This window comes from Dendrosporobacter quercicolus, assembly GCF_900104455.1.
Taxonomy (GTDB): Bacteria; Bacillota; Negativicutes; order DSM-1736; family Dendrosporobacteraceae; genus Dendrosporobacter; species Dendrosporobacter quercicolus.
In genome coordinates, this window is the sequence record NZ_FNHB01000001.1 from 271,034 (window position 1) to 288,139 (window position 17,106).

Annotated in this window: 18 protein-coding genes and 2 tRNA genes; 13 read left to right on the forward strand and 7 right to left on the reverse strand. The window is 47.6% G+C overall.

The window, feature by feature from the left end:
- The first annotated feature begins 84 nt into the window (after positions 1–84).
- From BLR06_RS01220 to BLR06_RS01235, 4 genes are read left to right on the forward strand one after another with little or no spacing between them, the layout of a single operon-like run.
- Positions 85–1,161, forward strand: coding sequence for a M42 family metallopeptidase (locus tag BLR06_RS01220; protein WP_245697984.1), 1,077 nt, complete (start codon positions 85–87; stop codon positions 1,159–1,161).
- Positions 1,162–1,683, forward strand: coding sequence for a gamma carbonic anhydrase family protein (locus BLR06_RS01225; protein ID WP_092067482.1), 522 nt, complete (start codon positions 1,162–1,164; stop codon positions 1,681–1,683).
- Position 1,684: 1 nt separating this feature from the next.
- Entirely contained in the window at positions 1,685–2,101 is a 417-nt protein-coding gene (gene ndk / locus BLR06_RS01230) for a nucleoside-diphosphate kinase (RefSeq protein ID WP_092067484.1), read from the forward strand.
- A gap of 35 nt (positions 2,102–2,136) precedes the next feature.
- Positions 2,137–2,643, forward strand: coding sequence for a cob(I)yrinic acid a,c-diamide adenosyltransferase (locus tag BLR06_RS01235; RefSeq protein ID WP_092067486.1), 507 nt, complete (start codon positions 2,137–2,139; stop codon positions 2,641–2,643).
- Between the two features lie 221 nt (positions 2,644–2,864).
- On the opposite strand, the gene bioC is transcribed toward BLR06_RS01235, so the two are convergent.
- Both bioC and BLR06_RS01245 read right to left on the reverse strand, forming a co-directional pair.
- Positions 2,865–3,662 (reverse strand): malonyl-ACP O-methyltransferase BioC, encoded by a 798-nt coding sequence (gene bioC, locus BLR06_RS01240; RefSeq protein ID WP_092067488.1) that lies wholly within the window; start codon positions 3,660–3,662, stop codon positions 2,865–2,867.
- Entirely contained in the window at positions 3,607–4,365 is a 759-nt protein-coding gene (locus BLR06_RS01245; protein ID WP_092067490.1) for an alpha/beta fold hydrolase, read from the reverse strand. Before BLR06_RS01245 ends, bioC begins: the two co-directional genes overlap by 56 nt.
- A 310-nt stretch (positions 4,366–4,675) precedes the next feature.
- On the opposite strand from BLR06_RS01245, the gene fusA reads away from it, so the two are divergent.
- The gene (fusA, locus tag BLR06_RS01250; protein WP_092067492.1) at positions 4,676–6,754 is read left to right on the forward strand and encodes an elongation factor G; all 2,079 of its coding nucleotides are present in this window, start codon (positions 4,676–4,678) and stop codon (positions 6,752–6,754) included.
- A gap of 75 nt (positions 6,755–6,829) precedes the next feature.
- Here fusA and BLR06_RS01255 read toward each other — a convergent pair.
- The 3 genes from BLR06_RS01255 to BLR06_RS01265 form a co-directional block, all read right to left on the reverse strand.
- Positions 6,830–6,905, reverse strand: a tRNA-Gln gene (locus tag BLR06_RS01255).
- Positions 6,906–6,911: 6 nt separating this feature from the next.
- A tRNA-Pro gene (locus BLR06_RS01260) sits at positions 6,912–6,988 on the reverse strand.
- Between the two features lie 61 nt (positions 6,989–7,049).
- Positions 7,050–8,729: a DUF4127 family protein gene (locus BLR06_RS01265; RefSeq protein WP_092067494.1), complete on the reverse strand. Its 1,680-nt coding sequence runs from the start codon at positions 8,727–8,729 to the stop codon at positions 7,050–7,052.
- Between the two features lie 194 nt (positions 8,730–8,923).
- On the opposite strand from BLR06_RS01265, the gene rsmD reads away from it, so the two are divergent.
- Genes rsmD through BLR06_RS01280 form a run of 3 tightly spaced genes read left to right on the forward strand, consistent with a single transcriptional unit; the run spans position 8,924 to position 10,480 of the window.
- Positions 8,924–9,502 carry a 16S rRNA (guanine(966)-N(2))-methyltransferase RsmD gene (gene rsmD / locus BLR06_RS01270; RefSeq protein WP_092067496.1) on the forward strand — a complete coding sequence of 193 codons (579 nt, stop codon included), beginning with the start codon at positions 8,924–8,926 and terminating at the stop codon, positions 9,500–9,502.
- Between the two features lie 3 nt (positions 9,503–9,505).
- The gene (gene coaD, locus BLR06_RS01275) at positions 9,506–9,988 is read left to right on the forward strand and encodes a pantetheine-phosphate adenylyltransferase (protein ID WP_092067498.1); all 483 of its coding nucleotides are present in this window, start codon (positions 9,506–9,508) and stop codon (positions 9,986–9,988) included.
- Positions 9,989–10,024: 36 nt separating this feature from the next.
- The gene (locus BLR06_RS01280; RefSeq protein WP_092067500.1) at positions 10,025–10,480 is read left to right on the forward strand and encodes an ATP synthase subunit B family protein; all 456 of its coding nucleotides are present in this window, start codon (positions 10,025–10,027) and stop codon (positions 10,478–10,480) included.
- Positions 10,481–10,591: 111 nt separating this feature from the next.
- On the opposite strand, the gene ylbJ is transcribed toward BLR06_RS01280, so the two are convergent.
- Positions 10,592–11,845, reverse strand: a complete 1,254-nt coding sequence (gene ylbJ, locus BLR06_RS01285) for a sporulation integral membrane protein YlbJ (RefSeq protein WP_092067502.1) — start codon at positions 11,843–11,845, stop codon at positions 10,592–10,594.
- A gap of 168 nt (positions 11,846–12,013) precedes the next feature.
- Between ylbJ and BLR06_RS01290 the strand changes: the two genes are divergently transcribed.
- Positions 12,014–12,787, forward strand: coding sequence for a patatin-like phospholipase family protein (locus BLR06_RS01290; RefSeq protein ID WP_092067504.1), 774 nt, complete (start codon positions 12,014–12,016; stop codon positions 12,785–12,787).
- Between the two features lie 33 nt (positions 12,788–12,820).
- On the opposite strand, the gene BLR06_RS01295 is transcribed toward BLR06_RS01290, so the two are convergent.
- A complete protein-coding gene (locus tag BLR06_RS01295) occupies positions 12,821–14,104 on the reverse strand; it encodes a nucleotidyltransferase (protein WP_092067506.1) in 1,284 nt (427 codons plus the stop codon).
- A 220-nt stretch (positions 14,105–14,324) separates the two neighbouring features.
- On the opposite strand from BLR06_RS01295, the gene BLR06_RS01300 reads away from it, so the two are divergent.
- The 4 genes from BLR06_RS01300 to fapR all read left to right on the forward strand — a co-directional run bounded on the left by BLR06_RS01300 (position 14,325) and on the right by fapR (position 17,096).
- Positions 14,325–15,521 (forward strand): acetate/propionate family kinase, encoded by a 1,197-nt coding sequence (locus tag BLR06_RS01300; protein WP_092067508.1) that lies wholly within the window; start codon positions 14,325–14,327, stop codon positions 15,519–15,521.
- Between the two features lie 173 nt (positions 15,522–15,694).
- Entirely contained in the window at positions 15,695–16,210 is a 516-nt protein-coding gene (locus BLR06_RS01305) for a YceD family protein (protein WP_092067510.1), read from the forward strand.
- A 13-nt stretch (positions 16,211–16,223) separates the two neighbouring features.
- Positions 16,224–16,400 carry a 50S ribosomal protein L32 gene (gene rpmF / locus BLR06_RS01310; RefSeq protein WP_092067512.1) on the forward strand — a complete coding sequence of 59 codons (177 nt, stop codon included), beginning with the start codon at positions 16,224–16,226 and terminating at the stop codon, positions 16,398–16,400.
- Between the two features lie 141 nt (positions 16,401–16,541).
- Positions 16,542–17,096 carry a transcription factor FapR gene (fapR, locus tag BLR06_RS01315; protein WP_092067514.1) on the forward strand — a complete coding sequence of 185 codons (555 nt, stop codon included), beginning with the start codon at positions 16,542–16,544 and terminating at the stop codon, positions 17,094–17,096.
- The last annotated feature ends 10 nt before the right edge of the window (positions 17,097–17,106 follow it).

A 17,106-nucleotide genomic window follows, 5' to 3' on the forward strand; every position in this document is an offset into this window, starting at 1 on the left:
GGCTGTCAAAGGACTGCGCCGCTTTATCCAGATTGCATATAAAACGCTAAATTCTGTAGACTATAGTTGATAGAAGGGGGATTGATGATGGATAAAACGTTGCAATGGCTGAAAGAAATAACCGAAGCACCTGGCATTTCCGGTTTCGAGCAAAAAATTAAAGAACTGTTAATTGCCAAAATTGGCGATCAGGCAGAATTATCCTATGACAAAATTGGCAGTGTGATATTTAAAAAGAGCGGCAGTTCGGCCGGTCCCAGAATCATGCTGGCAAGCCATATGGATGAGATCGGCTTTATGGTAAAAACAATTACCAAGGATGGATTTCTGAAGTTTTTAACCATTGGCGGCTGGTGGGAGCAGGTGATGCTGGGGCAGAGAGTAACTGTCATGACGGCTAAAGGCGCCATTCCCGGCGTTGTCGGCAGTAAGCCGCCGCATATCTTATCGCCGGACGAGCGCAAAAAGGTTGTGCAAAAGAAAGATATGTATATTGATATTGGGGCGGCTGATGAAAAAGAAGCCAAAGACAGCTTTGGCGTCCGCCCCGGCGACGCCATTATACCCTGCAGCGAATTTACCGTAATGGCCAATGAAAAGCTATTGATGGCTAAAGCCTGGGATAACCGGATTGGCTGCGCGATCGTGGCTGACGTCCTGGAGGCCGCTGGCGCCGAACTGCATCCCAATACCATCTATGGTGTAGGAACGGTTCAGGAGGAAGTTGGCCTGCGCGGCGCCGCAACCAGCGCCGGCGCAATCGACCCTGATATTGCGTTTGCCGTAGATACGTGTGTTGCCGGCGATACGCCGGGAGTGACCGAGGATCTGGCTCCGGCCAAGCTTGGCAAGGGTGTTGCCATTACGATTTATGATGCCAGCATGATTCCGCATATCAAGCTTCGTGATTATGTTATTACGATTGCCGAACAAAATAATATTCCTTATCAGCTGGCCTTTACCGAAGGCGGCGGCACTGACGCCGGCCGTATTCATGTCCACTCCCGGGGAGTGCCAAGTCTGGTTTTGAGTATTCCCACCCGTTATATTCACAGCCATAACAGTATTATTCACCGTGATGATTATGCTGCCGCCGTAAAACTGTTGGCGGCCATTGTGAAGAATCTAGACAGCAAACAGTACGAGGAGTTGTTGCGGTAAATGAACGACAACAGGATTGTCTATCAAGGCGTTAAGCCCAGCATCGCCGACGATGCATTTATTGCGCCCGGCGCTTTTGTCATCGGCCGGGTGAATATCGGGCAAGGCGCAAGTATCTGGTTTAACACAGTGCTTAGAGGTGATGTGGATGCTATTCATGTCGGCAGATATACCAATATTCAGGATAACTCTACGGTACATGTCATCTGTGGCTTAGCAGCCGTTATCGGGGATTATGTGACTGTGGGGCATGGCGCAATTATTCACGGCTGCACGGTCGGCAATCATTGCCTGATCGGCATGGGGGCAGTCATTCTCAATGCTGCGGAGATTGGCGACAACTGTATCATTGCCGCCGGTTCATTAATACCGGAGCGCAAAAAGATTCCGGCCAATTCATTGGTTATGGGTTCGCCGGGGAAAGTTGTCCGGCAGCTTACCGAAGAAGATATTAAGGGAATCAGGGCGTCGGCGTTAAGTTATCATGCCCTGGCGCAAAGTTATCTGCACGTGCAGGGTTAGCATGGAAAAGACGCTGATTTTAATTAAACCTGATGGTGTAGCGCGTTCTCTGACCGGGAAAATCATTCACCGTTTTGAGCAGCGCGGCCTTAACGTTGTGGCTTTAAAGCTGCTGACGGTATCTAAAGCGCAGGCGGCCGCTCATTATGATGAGCATAAAAATCAGCCTTTCTTCGAGAATCTGGTCGGGTTCATTACCTCCGGGCCGTTAGTGGCTATGGTAATCAAAGGCGAAAATGCCGTTAAAGTCAGCCGGGCAATGATTGGATCTGCCAATCCGGCAGAGGCGCAGCCGGGCACCATCCGGGGCGATTTTGCAACTGCCCTGCAATATAACGTAATTCATGGCTCGGATAGTGCAGCCAGCGCTGAGCGCGAAATAGCCAATTTGTTTAAACCACATGAATTGTTTGAGTGATTTTGTGAAAAAAGTATTTGGGGGAGGGCTGTTGGATGGGGGTATATACCAAGACCGGCGATAAAGGAACAACCGGATTATTTACCGGCGAGCGCGTGGACAAGGACAGCGCCCGAGTTGAGGCTTACGGTAATGTGGATGAAATTAATTCGGCTTTGGGACTGGCACGGGTGTGGTGCGAAAAGGCCGAAGTGCGCGAGGAATTGCTCGTCTTGCAAAAGCTTTTGATGCTGATTATGGCTGAACTGGCCAGTTTGAGTGACAGCGCCGCCTATATAACCGCCGAACATGTGCAGAAGCTGGAGGCTGTCATTGACAAGTTTGAGCAACAGCTGCCGCCGCTTAAAAATTTCTTGATACCTGGCGGCACGAAAGGCGGTGCGTTTCTGGATTTGGCCAGGACTACCACCCGGCGGGCCGAACGGCAGGTCTGGCGGTTAGTTAAACAAGAGCCGGTCAGTGAGCATTTAATTATCGCCTTGAACCGTCTTTCCGATTTGTGTTTTGTGTTGATGCGCTTTGAGGAACAGGAATTAAACTAACCTGACCGGTAGCAAACGTCACCCTTGCGTCATACAATATATCAAGTGTTGTATACAATAATAAGGGGGCGAGCGCGGTGAAAACGCTCAAAATTTATGTTGTTTCGGTGCCGAAACCACTGCGTAAAATTATGCAAGCTTTTTTGCAAAAATAAGTTAAAGTAAAAATAATAACCGTTCATAGAACGGTTATTATTTTTTATCTTACAGACGCATTTTCTCTATTTGCGGCCGATTCCGCAGATTGTGTGATATGTGGCGTATATTTGTCCGTGTTCGCGGAAGGTGTCTTCATAATGTCGTATCATTGCAAACATGAGTTGACGAGAGGTTGTGGAGCCATTGTGCTGGGAAGCGTTATTTGCGCCGATTTTTTTTACAGAGATGAGAAAGTCTTTTACAGTGGGGAAATATTCCCGGTATTTTTCTTCCGAATGTACGGCTTGGGTAAAGCCTGCTAGCTTCATGATATTCTGCAGACTGGGGATGGTTAGCAATGATTGGCCATGTTTGGCGTAAGAAGCAATTCCAAGCTGTTCCTGTGCGGCCTGGAAAGATGCGTGCAATTCCTGGAAGGTTTGTTTCCCGAAGGTTGTATAGATAAGCGCCCCGCCGGGCGTCAATCGGTCATAGAAGCCGTTAAATGCTCTGGGTGTTTGATTGAACCATTGAAAAGCGGCATTTGATACGATCAAATCGAAGGATTCTTGCGTTTTTAGGGATTCTCCGTCCTCTAGCGTGTAACGGATATGAGGATAGGAAGCCAGATTTTTTTTGGTAGCGTCCAGCATGCCGGGAGAAATGTCGCTGGCCAGGATATGAGCCTTTGGGAAGGTTTCGGCTAAGAGCCGGGTAAAATAACCGGTACCGCAGCCGATTTCGAGAATTCGTTCGTACGCGCCGGAACGCTGTACCTTATTGGCGAGAATGAGAGCCATATATTTTTGTACTCTGGCATATTTATCATAGGAGGAGGACATTTTTCCAAATCGGCGGGCGACTTGTTTTTTGCAGATCATTGCTTATCACACTCCTTGAGCAAAGTAGAAAAGGTATCAGGCTGAGTATAAAACGGAATATGCCCTGCACCGGGGAGCAGGTATAAGCCGGCGTTAGGGAGATTTTCCGCCAGATATGCGCTGCATCCACAGGACAGATAGTGTCAGCTGTTCCATGGATGATAGCACAAGGTGTCTGTAGTTTTGGCAGGATGCTGCGATAATCTGCTTCCAGCAAAAAATTAAGCCCTTTAGACAGGCTATGAGGATGGAGTGAGGCCATCCGTGGTGCAATATTCTGTAAGAACGGAATGATCCGATCCTGTTCTGATGAAGAAAACATAAGTGTATAGAAATTCCGTTGTGTTGCCCGTGGATCTTGATTCAACTGTTTAGCAAGGCGTTTTACGATGGCGGGAGATAATCCTGCGGTATAGCCCGGCTCATTGGTAAAACGCGCGGTAGAACTTACCAGGATGATCTTGTATATTCGGTTGGGATAGGCCGCTGCCAATTGCAATGCCAACAGCCCGCCCAAAGACCAGCCAATCACCGTTATTGGCTGCTTATGGTATTCCGTGAAAGTGAGAAAAGCAGCAGAGAGGCAATTGAAATCGGGGAAATTTGGGGCATCATAGCACTGGCTATGTTTCTGCCGCAGGCTGTCGGGCCAGATTGCTCCCGTTGAAGCCCAGCCGTGTATAAAAAAAAGCGGATGTGGCATAAGGAACCTTTCGTTAACTATTATTTTATTAATGGTTTACAATTGTATTATAATGGAATTATTTTCTGGAAGCAATATATTTTGGCGGGCGGAACAAGCAGATTTCGTCACTAATTTTGTTCTGTTATAACAGTCGCCGCCAAGTCCCTGATGTCTGCTGAATTAAGAAGTATTATCCGCAAAAAAATGTGAGGCTTTTTGCATTTGGGCAAGTAACTGCAGGAGGAAGTGGTAATTTGGCAGAGAATACAGAAAATAATGATAATTAACAGTGCTGTAACGCGGACAATGAAAGCTTGGGAGGGATATTATGAAAGAGTACAGAAGCAGCAACTTAAGAAATGTCGCAATTGCAGCCCATGGGGGCGCCGGTAAAACGTCACTGACGGAAGCACTTCTGTTTAACTCGGGAAATATCAATCGCTTGGGCAGGGTTGACGACGGTACTACCATTACAGATTTTGAACCGGAAGAAGTTCGGCGAAAAGTTACCATTAGCGCTGCACTGGCGCCTTGTGAATGGCGAGATCATAAACTGAACTTTGTTGATACGCCGGGTTACGCCGATTTCGTGGCTGAGGTCAAAGGCGTGCTGCGGGCAGTTGACAGTGTAATCATTACCGTATGTGCGGCGGCGGGAGTGGAGGTGGAAACGGAAAAGGTCTGGCGTTATTCTGAAGAACTGGCTTTGCCGCGGTTGGTATTTGTCAATAAAATGGACCGGGAAAATGCCGATTTTAGGGCAGTGCTTAAGCGTATGCGGACGATATTCGGGGCAGGCGTCATTCCTATTCAACTGCCGGTCGGAAGGGAAGCTGACTTTTGCGGCGTCGTTGATTTGATTGGTATGAGAGCGTTCATGGCGGGGCGGGGCAATCAGTTCACCGAGACGGAAATACCGGCGGAAATGTTGGAGGATGCTGTGTCTGCCCGGCAGCAATTGGTGGAAGCGGCCGCTGAAATGGATGATGATTTACTGATAAAATATCTGGACGGTGACGAACTGACAACTGCTGATATCGCCAACGGGTTGCGCAAGGGAATTGGTCTGGCCAAGATTTTTCCGGTTATGTGCGGCTCGGCCTATCGCAACTTAGGTATTACGCAGTTGCTGGATGCCGTTGTGGAATATCTGCCTGGACCTGAGACAAGGCAGATAAGCGCCAGGCAGGGGCAGAACGAGCTGCCGGTCACGGTCAAGAGCGCTGATCCTTTTTCGGCGGTCATTTTTAAAACTACCGCTGACCCTTTCGTCGGCAGGCTGAGCTATATCCGGCTGTTTTCCGGCTCGATTAAAGCAGACAGTATGATCTACAATGCATCGAAAGGAAAGCTTGAACGGGTTGGTAATATTTTTACTTTGCGCGGCAAACAGCAGGAGATGCTGCAGAATGCTTACGCCGGCGATATTATTGTGGTTGCCAAGCTGCAGGAAACAGGAACCGGTGATACGTTATGCGAAAAAAGCAATCCTGTCGTGTTCGAGCCCTTCTCATATCCTAAGGCCATGTTTACCATGTGCCTGGAGCCTAAACACAAAGGGGACGAAGATAAAATTGGGCCGGCCTTGAACCGGATGATGGATGAAGACCCGGTCCTTAAGGTCAAAAAAAATGTTGAAACAGGCCAATTGCTGGTTAGCGGCTTGGGCGAACTGCATTTGGACATTATGACGGAAAGAATTAGGAGAAAATTCGGAGTGGAGGTAGTACTAAAGCCGCCTAAAGTGCCTTATCGCGAGACCATTAGAGGCTCGGTCAAAATTGAAGGCAAGCATAAAAAACAAAGCGGCGGACACGGACAATACGGCCATGTCTGGCTGCAGCTGGATCCGTTGACGCCAGGCGCTAATTTTGAATTTGTTGATTCAATTTTTGGCGGTTCTGTGCCGAGGCAGTATATTCCCGCTGTCGAGAAAGGAGTCCGTGAGGCTCTAAACGGCGGTGTGGTAGCCGGCTTTCCCATGGTCGACGTTAAAGTCACCCTTTATGACGGATCCTATCATAATGTCGATTCTTCGGAGATGGCTTTCAAAATTGCCAGTTCACTAGCCTTGCGCAAAGGGGCAATGCAGGCCAAGCCGGTTCTGTTGGAGCCGATTTGCAATGTCGAGGTTGAGGTGCCCGAAGGTTTTATGGGCGATATTATTGGGGACTTAAACGGCAAACGGGGCCGCATCCAGGGAATGGAGCCAATGGGAAATGGCCTTGGCGTTGTTAAAGCCCAGGTGCCAATGTCGGAATTATTTAAATATCCTATTGATCTCCGGTCTATTACCCAAGGGCGCGGCAGTTTCGATATGAGTTTCTCTCATTATGAGGAAGTGCCTCAGCGGCTGGCGGAAAGCATCATTGCCGCCAACAGCAAAGAAAGCCTGATTGAGGCATGAAATTGAAACAAGCTATCACGTTTGTGATAGCTTGTAAATCATATCGAACTATTTAGTATATTTAAGCATAGCAGATGGCTGGGGCGGCTGGACTCGAACCAACGCGTGCGGGAGTCAAAGTCCCGTGCCTTACCAACTTGGCTACGCCCCAAAGTTATGGTCGGGATGACACGACTTGAACGTGCGACCCCTGCGTCCCGAACGCAGTACTCTACCAAACTGAGCTACATCCCGTTAATGCTACTAACCCATAATAAAGTAATATGTCCAAAATGTCAAGTGTTATGTATAAGAATTAATTAGAATTTATCACAGATAAAGTGATTTGGGGTTTCAGATAGAGTTCAAACGTCCGTTCCCAGGGTAAATGGGTTTGGAGCTTTAGTGCTGTGACCGTTAAGTTTACCGGGCCCTGGGGTGTATGAACGGTGAAGGGGGCCTGATAGGCTTTGCTGTGTAATAGCTGGCGGGATTTATTATGCATGATGCGTTGGAGGGTATTAGCCGTTGCAGCATAATGAACACCAAGATGATAAGGGTTGATTCCGGTTGCCTGCAACCTACTGTTGAACGCCGGCTGTACTTCTTTCAGATAGTACCAGTCGTCTAAAAAGCGGGCGGTTAAGAACTCTAAATTATCCTGGTATAATTGAAATAGCTCTCCGGTGTTTTTCGGAGCGGATAAGGCTGCTGTGAATATTGTGGCCTGGGTAACCGCGGTGCCGATGGCATTGCTGGCGGTATTCCAGCCGGCATAGGCGATAAGCCTGTTCAGTTCAGTATTTTTCTGCAGCAGTGCGAGGAATATTGTTTCTGAGGCTGAGAAATTTTCACTGAGATCAACGACGGCCACTGGATAGCCCTGCTGAATAAGATTTTTCACTGCTGCTGCTGCTGCCGGTACAGTGGTATGTTTATTTTTCTTTGTTCCAATATGGACGAAAAGTACAAAATCGGCATCGTCCAGCCTGTCAACCTGAATACCGCCGGCAAGCTGAATTTTTTCATTGACGGTGACGCCCACCGAATTGGGCATATAGGGCATGACTGTTTGTGCAGCTAAATCATCCGAATAGGCAACAAAAATTTTGGGATGGTAATTGTTTAGCCTTGCCGCAATTTGGCCGGCAATGGTAAGCGCCAGTTCATCAGCGCCTGTGGCAATGGACACTTTATCGCTCAGGCCGCTTTGCCGGCTGACAAAGTGACTGAGCTGTCTTCTGGCAATGTTTGGCAATCCAAAGGGCTGGCCATCGTCCTGTCCGAGGATGAGTCCGGTGAGTACATTTTTCTGCGCTAAATCAATCAGTAGTAAATTCAGGGCGGTGTTTTGCCGGAACAGGGACTGGTAATTCGTAATCAGTTCCCCCGGCAGCTGTTGTTCAAGAATTTCCATTTCCTGAATATCCACTGGATTTTCGAACGTATAAATCTGCTCTTTGAGTGTAGAATACTTTAGCATACTATGTTTATACGGGGCAGTATAAGGATGGTCAGCAATGAGCAGGCGCGGAATGATGCTAAATGCGTAAATGGGGAACTCCGGCCGGTCTTGCCGGATGGCTGTCAGCAAACTGACCACAGCCTGAATGTCTTCAGAATTGGCGGCAGACTCGCGCGAGGCCAGCAGGCCGCCATGGACCAGCATATCAATTGATACAATAGCAGCGTCTGCTGTTTTTATTGTTTGCTGCAGCCAATTGCGCAGTGCAAGTGTGTTGCCGGCTGTTTTATAACGATCTAATAAAGAAGTGGGCGGTGTAATAATTTCGATACCGGCTATATTGGCCAGTTCGACGACGAAGCTGGTACAGGGGGGACGGCTGTCCAGGGGGACAAGCACAATACGCTGCCGGTAGTCTGGTCTGGCCGGCAAATCAAGCGGCTGAACAGATGAATTTAAAGGATGATTGACGAATAGGGCAATGCTGACAGTGACTAATGCTAAGATTAAGATAGGATAAAGTTTGGGCATAATTCACCTGCTTTCATCATAAACAAAGGATACTTCGCTTATTTTAAATAAAATCCTGTTAAGGCGCCGGTTATTTTTGTGCGCAGCGGAACTATAGAGTAAATTGCCTTCACTTAAACAATATTTTAAGGGTTGTCTCTATATAACTTGAAAAGAATATGCTACAATATAAAATATTACCATAGGGGAATTTTATGAGAATAATTACTGGAAGCGCCAAAGGAGCCAAACTTAAAGCGCCGCATGGGCTGGATACCAGGCCGACTACTGACCGGGTCAAGGAATCATTGTTTAATATACTGGGCAATATTGTTGAGGATGCAACCGTTCTTGATTTATTTGCCGGAACGGGATCTTTAGGGCTGGAAGCTTTAAGCCGGGGGGCCAGGCGGGCGACGTTTATTGACCAAAGCGCTGTAAGCATCAGTGTAGTCAAAGCAAATGCCGTTCATACAAAATTGCTGGAATGTACGGAATTGATCAAGCTTGATGTGTTTAAGGCTTTAGCAATGCTTGAGGCTGGCGGCCGGCTGTTTGATATTGTTTTTTGCGACCCTCCATATAATCAAGGCTATATTACGAAAATTTTACATAAATTTGACAATGGTAAAATCATTGCCGGTCAGGGAATTTTAATATTGGAACATTCCCGTCATGAACCGCCTGCCAAGCAATGGCGGAATTTAAAATTGAGACGCAGCGAACGTTATGGGGAAACTATGGTTAGCTTTTTCTTAAATCATTTGCAGCAGTCAACAGAAGCGGAGGATTAATCAGTGCGTATTGCAGTATGCCCAGGAAGTTTTGACCCTGTTACCAATGGCCATATTGATATTTTTGAGCGGGCCAGCACAATGTTTGATTTAATCATTGTGGCGGTATTTCACAATCCCAATAAAAAACCGTTGTTTAGTATGGAAGAAAGAGCGGAACTGCTGTCAATTTCTACCCGGCATATTACCAATATCCGCATCGATGCATTTTCCGGACTATTAAATGAGTATGTTAAACAACAAAACAGCAACATTATCGTCCGGGGGTTACGGGCGTTAAGCGATTTTGAATATGAATTTCAGCGCGCGTTATTAATTAAAAAAATTGATCCGGTAATTGAAACGGTTTTTATGATGACAAGCAGTGAATATTCTTTTTTAAGCTCCAGCGGGATTAAAGAATTGGCTAAATTTGGCGGCCCAATTAAAGGACTTGTGCCATCCTGTGTAGAAACAAGGATACGTCAGCGAATGGCGGAAATGTGAGTTAAGCTGTCTTAGATTAGAGTGGGAGAGAGAATAATGGCCATAGAGGAAATACTTGATGAAATTGAAAACCTGATGGTTGATTCAACGCGCGTTCCATTTACCAATAAATTAGTGATTGAAGAAGATGATCTTATTCGTTTACTGGACGAGTTAAGAGAGCTGCTGCCGCAGGAAATAAAGGATGCAGCCAAAATTGTCAGCGACCGTCAGCGGATCATGGAGGAAGCGCACAAGGAAGCCCAGCATATCATTGATCAGGCTAAGATTTACGGAACAAAACTGACTGATGAAAGTACTATCTCCAAGCAGGCTCAGGAGCAGGCCAATGAACTGCTTAGCCAGGCTCAGAAAGCGGCTCAGGAGCTCCGAAATGATTCGATCATTTATGCCGAAGATGTGTTTAAGCATTTGGAAGGCAATCTGCAAAAGGCTCTGGAAGTAGTTCAGCAGGGGCACAGCAATCTACAGCAAAATAAACAAAACCAATAGTGTGCAGCATTGGCTTTCCAACAGACTGCGCTGTTCAAACAAAAAATTTGAACAGCAGATGTTGCAGGTTAGACGCTCTTATATGTAAAAAGATAAGGGAGCATTGCTCCCTTATCTTTTTACATATAAGTATAATCCTTTTATCATATGCAGTGTAACCGAAATTGATACAAGCAAGCTGAGCAATAGCAGCAGTTGATAGCCTGCTTGTTCCAGGCGCGCCCCCCAGAAAGCTATGGAGTTGGTGTTGCCGATGTTAATCATGGCCGGGGCGACAAATAATTTGGTCATTGGCTGACCGGCAGCCATCAGCCACATGGTCAGTATAGCGGCCAGTGTAGCGTGCAATACCCTGGCAACCATATAGGGCGCCATTCGGATACCGGACTCAATGACAATACTTGCCACTTGGCCGTGGACCGACAGGCCGCTCCAGGCGATAATCGCACTGGCAATGGTTACTTTCTCAATTAGCGGGGCATTGGCCTGACTGGCGGCAAGAGCGCCCAAGTCTATTTCGAACAGGCCGCTGACCAAAGCCGGGGCAAGGCTGGCGCTGAGGCCCAGCAGGCTGAGCAGCCCGGCAAAGACCGCATTCAGATGGTCGGTAATGCCAACCACCGACAGTATTCTTAAGAAGACTGAGAACAAGATAATAAAACCGCCGATGAGTAAAATTGTATTCATTGAACTTTTTACCGAGTCACCAAGCAACTGCCCAAAGGAGCGTTTGTCTTCCTGCCTGGCTTCAAGCATGGCTTCAAAGGCCCGGCCTACGATATTGCCGGCGGGCACTGTGGCTTTCTTGACCGGATGCATATCGCGGCTGCGTCCGTGAAACCTGAAGATGACGCCGACAAGCAAACTGGCGAGATAGTGGGCAATGGCGATGGTTGCGCCAAGTTCCGGCATGCCAAACATGCCCACTGCTACCGCCCCAAACATAAACAGAGGATCCGCGGTATTGGTAAAAGACAGCAGCCGCTCGGCTTCGACGGCGCTGCACAATTGATTTTTCCTGAATTTGCAGGTGATTACGGCGTCCATGGGATAGCCTGACGCTAAGCCCATGGACATGGCAAAAGCGCCTACTCCGGGAACGTTAAATACCGGGCGCATTAACGGCTCCAGCAAAACGCCAATAAAATGCACTACTCCGATTCCCATTAGGATTTCGGATAAAATAAAAAAAGGCAATAAGGCTGGAAAGACAACAGTCCACCATAAATTTAATCCAACAATGGCCGAGTCAAATGCATCTTTCGGATATTCTACCATGGCAATGGTGATAAAAACAGTGCCCAAGGCCAACAGATATGTTTGCAGGCGCGACTGGTAACGTCTGCCTCTGCTCCAAATCATCATCGTAATTCTCCTCCTCCATCCCCGGCGGTCTGATAATATATATTGAATTGGAGAAGGTATTATAACTAAAATACAAGATGTGAAAAAACCGGCTTGGCCCCGTTGAACGGCCAGGCTGCTGCAGTGAATATGCTGTAGTGTCGTCAAAACTATGTATGAGGTGACTTTATGCGGCCTAAGACTGGTTTGGTACTTGGTTCCGGCGGTTTACGAGGGCTAGCCCATGTCGGAGTATTAAAAGTATTGGAAAGAGAAAATATTCCGATTGATTATATTGCCGGCTGCAGCATTGGCGCTCTGATTGGCGCGCTTTATTGTTCGGGGCACAGCCCTGAGACTATTTTAAAACTGGCAAAGCATTTGAAGCGGCGGCACTGGCTCGATTTTGTTGTGCCTAAAATGGGGCTTTTTTCAGGAGACAAGGTCTTGGAAACTACCCGGCTGCTTACGCAGCAAAAGACTTTTTCCGATCTGAATATTCCGCTGGCAATTGTGGCTACCGAAATAAATCAGGGCCAGGAGGTGGTTTTTAATCAGGGCGATCTGGCTAAGGCCGTTCGAGCCAGCGTATCCGTACCGGGTGTTTTTGTGCCTTATCAATGGGATGACATGCTGTTGGTGGACGGGGCGGTCGTCAATCCAACGCCGATTGATGTAGTGAGAAACATGGGGGCCGACATTGTCATTGCGGTGGATTTAGCCCATGCCGGTACGGTATTTAAATTAACCAACATGTTTGATGTCATTATCCAGTCCATTGATATTATGGAACGACAACTGTTTAAACACCGGCAGCATCATTGCAGTGTACTGATCCGTCCCGAAATATCACATATTCCGCCGAGTGCCTTTGAGGCTGTCGAAGAATGCGCCGAGTTAGGAGAAAAAGCGGCTGCTGCAGCTGTTGCTGAAATAAAGCAATTACTAGCGGAGGGCTGTTAAGAGCATCATCCCTAATCCTGCCATACCGCCAGATTATTTTCCCTTGCCGTTATACACACTAGTTGAAGCACTTCCGGCGTCTGCCAGATAAAAAGGCGGCTGCCGGAAGTCCCAGCCGCCCGCAGTCCAGGGAGCCGAGGGCAGGCTTAGGCTGAAAATGTCTGTTGCCAGGGTATCCAGGGCCAGCAGTTGCTGAAGCATGCTAAGTGCAGGGCGATGGCGGGATGTGCTGTTTAAATGCCGGGTGGTTTTCGTAATTACCGGGAATGACGCATTCCGGCTGATTTTTTTCAGCAATTGGCGGCCATTATCGTTAAACGCCAATACTCTTGCATAAAGCGGGCCGGTCTGATCAAATTGAGCGATGGTGGATTTTGTCATGCCCAGCAGGGCATGAATCAGTATCCGCTGCAAACGGGTGGCCGGATAGCGCTTGCTTTTCATTGCCGCCAGCAGTTCCTGCTGATTGCCGGCCTCTAACGCCGCTGCCAGGATTTTGAACTGCAATCCCTCGGATACGTCAGGCAGTTGCTCAATATCAGCAGGCAGTGCTGTCCGTAATCTGCCCAGCAGCAGATTGTCCAGCCTGGCCCGGCAGGCCGGGCCTCGCTGCGTTGCCAGCAAATCCTCAACAATCCGGTAAGTGGCCGGCGGTACGGCTTGCTTTATGGCGGTAACAGAGCCGGCGGCCAGGACATTTCTGATTGCTTTGGCGCTGGACAGTGAACCGCTGATCAGGGCAGCGTGATGGCTGGCTGACTGCCTGCCGATGGCTAGCGGCAGCAGCTCGGGGGCAAATTTGCTGATTGCGCGTAAATACTCTATTGCTAAAATATTATTGGGCTGGTTAAGTACGGTCGGGGGAATATGCTGTGACGACTGGATGGCATTGCTTAGGGCGGCGGCATAAGGTTGGCCTGCTTTTAGATTGCTGTGGAAAACATTCATTGTCTGGCTGTCGTCAATGGCCCTGGCAACCGGCCATAGCACCGACAGATCGGCGTGTTCCGCGCCAAAGCAGACATGACTGACAATACCTAAAGCTTTCAGTAGTCTGATCCCGCCTGTTGCAAAGTACTGCGCACTTCTCACCGCCCATACGACCGGCAATTCAATAATCAAATCGGCTCCGCCTCTGACTGCCATCTCAGCCCGTTTCCATTTGTCGAAAACAGCCGGCTCTCCGCGCTGAACAAAGCTGCCGCTGATGACGCAAATGACATAATCGCAGCCGGACAGCTCACGGGCTTTCTTGATCTGCCATTGATGGCCGTTATGAAAAGGATTGTATTCTGCAATAATTCCTACGGTACGCATGCTTTCCCCTGCCTTATCAATCAAAGTATACTTGGACTATGCGGGATTTTATCGGGTCGTCCTGCAAATAATACCATTAATGATAAAAAGACGCCAGATGTTTATCATTCATAGTCTTATTTGCAGGGAAAACGGTACGAACAACGAATAATGAATAATGGATTTGTCCTTTTGTTTGCGCCAAAGGCAGTACAACCAAATATGTTAGGGGGATTTTAGGGTGAAAGTTTTGGTAGTAAATTGTGGTAGTTCTTCTTTAAAATATCAGTTGTTTGATATGACTGATGAGTCTGTATTGGCCAAAGGCCTGGTGGAACGTATTGGCATTGACGGCTCGGTGCTGACTCATCAACCGGCCGGCAAAGATAAAACAGTCATTAATGCCGACATTAAAAATCACAGTATTGCCATTAAATTAGTGGTAGAAGCTTTAATCAGCGCTGAACATGGTGTGATTGCCAGTATGCAGGAAATCTCGGCAGTTGGCCACCGGGTGGTGCACGGGGCCGAAAAATTCGCCAGCTCTGTTTTAATTACGCCAACTGTCATGCAAGCATTGGAAGAATGCATCGAAATGGCGCCATTGCATAATCCGCCCAATATTTTAGGAATTAACGCGTGTGCTGAATTAATGCCGGGAGTACCTCAGGTTAGCGTTTTCGATACTGCATTTCATCAGACGATGTCTAAGAAAGCCTACATATACGGTCTGCCTTACGAGGCTTATGAAAAGCACCGGATCAGGAGGTACGGCTTCCACGGAACCTCTCATCAATTTGTAGCGCAAAGTGTTGCTGAACTGATGGGCAAGGATATCACCGAACTCAAAACCATTACCTGCCATCTTGGCAATGGCTCCAGCATCGCCGCCGTACAGAACGGCAAGGTGGTTGATACCAGCATGGGCTTTACGCCGCTGGAAGGCCTGGTGATGGGAACGCGGTGCGGTGACGTCGATCCCGCAATCCTGCCTTTCTTAATGAAAAAAGAAGGCATGTCGGTTGAGGATATCGATAATTATATTAATAAAAAATCCGGTGTTCTTGGCATTTCCGGCGTATCCAGCGATTTTCGCGATATTGAAGGAGCGGCTGAGGACGGTAATGAACGCGCTCAGTTAGCCTTGGATATCTTTGCTTATAGAGTGCGTAAATATATTGGAAGTTATGTTGCTGCAATGGGCGGGGTTGATGCTATTGTATTTACCGCCGGACTGGGTGAAAACTCTGTCAGTATGCGAGCGTCGATTATGGAAGGTTTGGAGTTCCTGGGCGCTGAAATTTGCCCGGAACGCAATAATGTTCGCGGCAAAGCCCGCGAGATCAGCGTTGACGGCAGTAAGGTCAAAGTGTTTATCGTTCCCACCAACGAGGAGTTAATGATCGCGCGCGATACCAAACTGATTTGCGGCAAGTAAGCTGCTGTGAATTTTCTGGGCAGTGCCCGCGCTGTGCTTAAGTCACCGGGATTCGAGCGCTTCGTGCATAAGCTGCAGACCTAAAGCAGGGCGCTGACAGTGTCGCCCCTGCTTTTTGAATTCTTGACAAACATTATTGCGGTCGCTATAATAGATGAGGGTTGAGGTGGAAAATGATGAAAATTAATATCGCACAGGCGAAACAAGAAATAGGTAGCCATACCTGCTTTAAATTCGTCACTTCTCCTGAACATATTGGTATTGGCGATGAGCACCGATGGGCGAATCATGATATCGCTGTTGAGGGTGAGGTCATCAACACTGGCAGCTTGCTGGAAGTTGCAGGCACTATTCGCGCTACGGTATACGACCAGTGTGATCGCTGTCTGGATGAGTTTCATACTGAGCTTGAACTTCCGTTTTTTGAGCAGTTTAAGGAATATGAAAAATCGGATGCGGATAAAGAAGACGAGATCGTCTATTTTCATGGAGACGAAATTGACCTATCTGAGTTAGTGCGTGACAGTATATTGCTGGCTCGGCCGCTTAGCACTGTCTGCAGTGAAACTTGCCGCGGGTTATGTATGAAATGCGGTACGAATTTAAACCGGTCGGACTGTTCCTGTGACCGTCATATCATTGATCCCAGGCTAGCAGAATTGCAAAAGTTTTTTCATAAAGGCTGTTAAGGAGGTGTAATAAATGGCTGTTCCAAAGCGTAAAACATCCAAGGCCCGCCGTGATAAACGTCGCGCCAACTGGAAGTTAACTGTTCCTGGTCTTATTGCATGTCCGCAATGCCACGAACCTAAAATGCCGCATCGCGTATGTCCTGATTGCGGCCATTACAATGGGAAACAAGTAGTTAAAGCCGAATAATATTTGCAGGGGTGAGCAAGATAAGGGTTACGATGACGCTGTCTTGCTCACTGTTTTTTTGCTTGCATTCCGGTTGTTTCATCGTTTATAATGGATACTAACAACTGGTTCTAGTATCTACTGATAAAACTAGGTGATAGAATGGCGAGAATGCAAAAGAAGCAACGACAACAGCACTTAATCGAAAAAATTCAATCTAGCCCGTTTCTTACTGACGAGGAATTGGCTAGATTATTGGACGTTAGCATTCAGACCATTAGATTGGACAGGTTGGAGTTAGGAATCCCGGAGCTTAGGGAACGTACTAAGCAGATGGCTGAAGAGGCTCAAACCAAAATCAAAGCCATTGATAAAGCTGAAATTGTTGGCGAGTTAATTGATTTGGATTTGGGCAAATCAGGCATTTCCATGATGACGGTAACGCCGGATATGGTATTTGAACGAACCCGGGTAGCCCGGGCCTATTATGTTTTTTCTCAGGCCAATTCGTTAGCTCTCGCGATTATAGATGCGCCTGCCGCTGTAACCGGGGTTGCTAATATCAAATATAAAACGCCAATCCGCGTCGGCGAAAAATTAGTGGCTAAAGCGGAAGTAGTTAAGCAGCGGGGCAATAAATATTTCATTTGGGTGAAAACCAGAAATGAAAAACAGGAAGTTTTCCGCGCAAAGTTTATTATGGTTTCGCTGGATTAACGAAGGGAGA